The sequence below is a fragment of the Cellulomonas pasadenensis genome (genome assembly GCF_047229365.1).
Classification (GTDB): domain Bacteria; phylum Actinomycetota; class Actinomycetes; order Actinomycetales; family Cellulomonadaceae; genus Cellulomonas.
On record NZ_JBFTEP010000204.1, the window covers coordinates 1 to 4,286 of the forward strand.

Annotated in this window: 3 protein-coding genes and 1 tRNA gene; 2 read left to right on the plus strand and 2 right to left on the minus strand. The window is 77.4% G+C overall.

What is annotated here, in order from left to right:
- Positions 1-1,439 (minus strand): dynamin family protein (locus tag AB6N23_RS17465; protein WP_412867242.1); only part of this gene is annotated, 1,439 nt, incomplete at its 3' end.
- A 138-nt stretch (positions 1,440-1,577) separates the two neighbouring features.
- Here AB6N23_RS17465 and AB6N23_RS17470 point away from each other — a divergent pair.
- Both AB6N23_RS17470 and AB6N23_RS17475 read left to right on the plus strand, forming a co-directional pair.
- Positions 1,578-1,650 (plus strand) — tRNA-Arg (locus AB6N23_RS17470).
- Positions 1,651-1,881: 231 nt separating this feature from the next.
- Positions 1,882-2,070, plus strand: coding sequence for a hypothetical protein (locus AB6N23_RS17475; protein WP_412867243.1), 189 nt, complete (start codon positions 1,882-1,884; stop codon positions 2,068-2,070).
- 150 nt (positions 2,071-2,220) lie between these two features.
- Here AB6N23_RS17475 and AB6N23_RS17480 read toward each other — a convergent pair whose 3' ends face one another.
- Positions 2,221-4,164 carry an amidase family protein gene (locus AB6N23_RS17480; protein WP_412867244.1) on the minus strand — a complete coding sequence of 648 codons (1,944 nt, stop codon included), beginning with the start codon at positions 4,162-4,164 and terminating at the stop codon, positions 2,221-2,223.
- Between the last annotated feature and the right edge of the window lie 122 nt (positions 4,165-4,286).

Genomic DNA, 4,286 nt, shown 5'->3' on the forward strand with positions numbered 1-4,286 from the left:
CGCGGGTTGCTGCGGCGTCGTCGAGCCAGATCTCTCGGCCGCTCTGGATGGTCGTCGGCGATGCTACGGCAGGCGCGGGCCGCGCGCTCCGCCGCGCCGGTGCGGGCCTGGTCGCCGGCGGCCCAGCGCGGCAGCAGCGACGGGCCGCCGGCGGGTGCGTCCGGTCCCACGAGCAGGGCGCGGAGGGTCTCGTCGGCGCGCACGCCGACGGCGGTGAGGACGGCGGCGGCGGACTCCGCCAGCTCGGCGACCAGCGGCTCCACGGCCTCGGCGCGCGTGCGGGCCAGCCGCGACCCGCCGCGCACGCGCCCCGACCGCCGCACGAGCCGCGCGAACGGTCCACCGCGGGTCGTCAGCTCGGCCCAGCGCGCGCGGACGGCACCGTCGGCCACGGCACCCGAGCGCACGGTCGCCTCGGCCTCGACGCGCGGCCCCTCGACCGCCTCGTCCAGCGCCTGCGCGATGCCGGCGGCCGCGTCCGCCTGGTCCTGCACCGCGTCGGCGAGCTCGTCGACCCACGGGCGCAGCGCCGCGAGCGCGCCGCGCAGCGTGCGGCCGACGACGGTGCGCGCCCGGTCGGGACCCGCCAGCATCGTCAGCCAGCGCAGCACGGGCGCGACGACGCGCTGCTCGAGCAGCCCCTCGTGCGGCCCGACGTCGGGGATCACGAAGAGCGGCGACCCGGCGAGCCCGTGCGCGCGGAGGCGGTCCAGCAGGTCGCCGCGCACGGTGGGCAGGCTCGCGGCGGGCACGCGGTTGAGGACCATCGCGATCGACGTCGAGCGCTCCACGGCCGCCTCGAGCACGCGCCACGGCAGCGCGTCGCCGTACCGCGCCGCGGTCGTGACGAAGAGCCACAGGTCCGCCGCCTCGAGCAGCCGGTGCGCCGACTCCCGGTTCGACTCGAGCACCGAGTCCAGGTCGGGGGCGTCGAGCAGCGCGATGCCGCGCGGCACGGTGTCGACCGGCACGGCCTCGACGCTGTCGAGCACCGGGTGGTGCGAGAGGAGGTCCGCGTCGAGCGGGTGGTGGACGAGCACGGGCTCGCGCGTCGTGGGGCGCAGGACGCCCGCGGCGGTCACCTCGCGGCCGACGAGCGAGTTGACGAGGGTCGACTTGCCGGCGCCCGTCGAGCCCGCGACGACGACGACGGCGGGCGCGGACAGCTCGGTCAGGCGCGGCACGAGGTGCTCGGCGAGCTGGTCGACGAGCCGGGCGCGCGACGCGCGCGCCTCCGCGATGCCGTCGAGCTCCAGCGGGAACGACGTCCCCTCGACGTCGCGGCGCAGGTCACGCACGGCGTCGAGCAGGGACGTCTGCGCGAGGGGCCGCGCGAGGATGTCCGCGGCCGCGCCCGCACCGGCCGCGGGCACGCCGGCGGCGCGCCCCGACGTGGGCGCGGACGTCCGGGCTGGCACGTAGCCGGGCTGGGCGCTCACGCACCCATTCTCGGTCCCACGCGTGACCAGGCCAAACGCGGCACGCGGGTGACACCCGACCAGTCCGGCCCGGGCGACGCGCGCGAGCCACCCCGCCGAGGGCGCCCGCGACGGCGCCACTAGGCTTGGTCGGCGTCGGCCCCCGTAGCTCAACGGATAGAGCAACGGCCTTCTAATCCGTCGGTTGCAGGTTCGAGTCCTGCCGGGGGCGCCGCTCACCGCACGGCCTCGCCGCGGCCCGCGGGCGAGGACCCGCGTATCACGCGGGCCGTCCCGCCCTCCTCCCTCACGGCGCCCCGCACCCCCGTCGCGGGTCGCCGCCGCCGGCCGGACAAATGCGGTGACATCGCGTGTCCGTGCTGGTGGGATGGCACCACCGAACCCACCGAGCGACCACCCCGTGACCCGGGGTGCGCCGCGGCACGCCCAGGAGGCACCCACCATGCACCCGCTGTCCACCTACGACGTCCTGCGCGCCGACCACCGCGAGCGGCTCGACACCTCGTCCCGGCTGCGCACGCGCGAGGAGCGCCGCGCGTCACGCCGCACCGACGCCTCCGGTCGTCCACCGGAACGCCGCGCCGCCCCGTCGCCGGCACCCCGCACCCACGGGTGGACGCTCACGTCGTGACGGGCACGAGCGGGCGCGGACGTGACCAGCGCCACGTCCCGCGGCGCCGCCGCCGCACCGCCCGCGCCCGCCGCGCACCCACGACGACCCCCGCCGGGAGCCCCGGACGGGGGTCGTCGCCGTCGGTGCGCGGCCTCCCGACGCGCCCGCTCAGCCCAGCGGGCCGTACAGCGCCGGGCTCGTGCGGGCCTGGACGGCCTGCTCGAGGTCGTACGCGAGCCCCAGCAGGGTGCCCTCGTCGAACGCCCGCCCGAGCAGCTCGACGTTGACGCCGGCCCCGGTGATCGTCGCGTCGGCCGCGGTGGCCTGCCCCATCGGCAGGGTCACGGCGGGCAGGCCCGTGTTGGGGCTGAGCCGCATGTTCGTGCCCTGCGTCCCGTACGGCGTGCCCGACGGGTACGCGATCGCGTCCAGGTCCAGGTCGTCCAGGAGCCGGGTGAGCAGCGTGCGCCCCGTCGCGAGCGCGACCGTGTGCGAGCCCGTCGGTCCCGCCCACGCGTCGTACTGCGCGTCGGTCACGGCGGCCCGCTGCACGTACACGCTGCGGCGCGAGGTGACGAAGTGGTCCGTCGCGAGGATGTCCTCGATCGTGCGGGCCCGCACCTGCGGCGCGAGGTGCCGGGCGACGTACCCCGCGAGGTCGCGGCGGAACTCGTTCGTGCTGCCGCTCGGCTCGTTGAGGACGGCCGCGAAGCCGGCCGGCGGCGTGACCTCGACGAGCGTCGCGCCCTGCGCCTCCAGCGCCGCACGCGTCTGCGCCCACAGCCGCACCGTCGTACGGTTGCTGCCGATCATCGACGGCACGTAGCCGATCCGCGCGCCCTGCAGCGCACCGGAGTCGAGCGACGCCGTGTACGACTCGGGCACCCGGCCGGTCTGGGCAGCCGTCACCGGGTCGGCGGGGTCGACGCCCACGACGGCGTCCAGCGCGACGGCCGCGTCGAGCACCGACCGCGCCATCGGGCCACCCGTGTCCTGGCTGAGCGCGAGCGGAATGATGCCGTCCCGGCTCGCCAGCCCGACCGTGGGCCGCACGCCGACGAGCTGGTTGTACGACGACGGCACGCGGATCGACCCGCCCGTGTCCGTGCCGAAGCCGATGCCCGCGAGGTTCGCCGCGATCGCCGCGCCCGTGCCGCCGCTGGAGCCGCCGGCCGTGCGCGACGTGGCGTACGGGCTCGCGATCGGCAGCGTCGACCCGACGGGCAGGCCCGCGGAGAACTCCGAGCTGAAGCCGTACGCGAACTCGTCGAGGCTCGCCTTCGCCAGCACCACGGCGCCCGCCGACCGCAGGCCCGCGACCATGGTCGCGTCCGTCGCCGTCTGGTTCTGCCCCCAGCAGCCGCAGCCGCCGGTGGTCGGCATGTCGACCGTGTCGTAGTTGTCCTTGAGCGCCACCGGGACGCCCAGCAGCATGCTCGTCATGCCCGCGGCCGCGCGCTCCGCGTCCGCCGCCGCGGCCGCCGCGAGGGCGGCGTCGTTCGTCGTGATGACGGAGTTGAGGGCCCGGCCGCCGGCGGCCGTGTCGACGACCGTGCGGTCGTACGCGGCGATCCGGTCCAGGTACTCCTGCGTGATCGCGACGGACGTGGTGACGCCCGCGTTCATCGCGGCCTGCATGTCGAGCGTGCTCGCCTCGACGAGCTCGAACGGGCCGTCGTCGTAGACCATGCGCTGCGCGACCGCGGCGAGGTCGACGACCGTCAGGACGCCGTCCCCGTCGACGTCGACGACGGCCACGTCGGCCCAGCCGGGCGACGCGGGGGTCGCGCCGAGGTGGGCGGCGACCTCGTCGAGGTCGTCGACGGTCACCTGCCGGTCGCCGGTGACGTCGAGCTCGGTCCACCACGGCGCGAGGAACGCCCCGGGCGCGGCGGCGGCTGCCGCGGCGGTCGGAGCGACGGCGGTCGGTGCGACGGCCACGGCGGGTGCGGCACCGGCCGCGACCAGGGCGAGGCAGGCCGCCGCGGCGGCCGCCGGGACGCCACGGTGCAGGAGGCGTCGGTCGAGGGTGTGTCGGTGCACGGTGCGGCTCCCGCGGGTGAGGTCGGACGGGGCGTCGGACGGCGTGACCGCCGCGGGCTGCGGCGTCATCGGGCGCTCACCACCCGTCGGCGGACGAGGAACGCGCCGGCCGCGACGGCGGCCGCCGCGAGCAGCACGAGCGCACCCACCTCGACGCCCGTGGCGCTGAGGGCACCGGTCCGCGGCCCGCC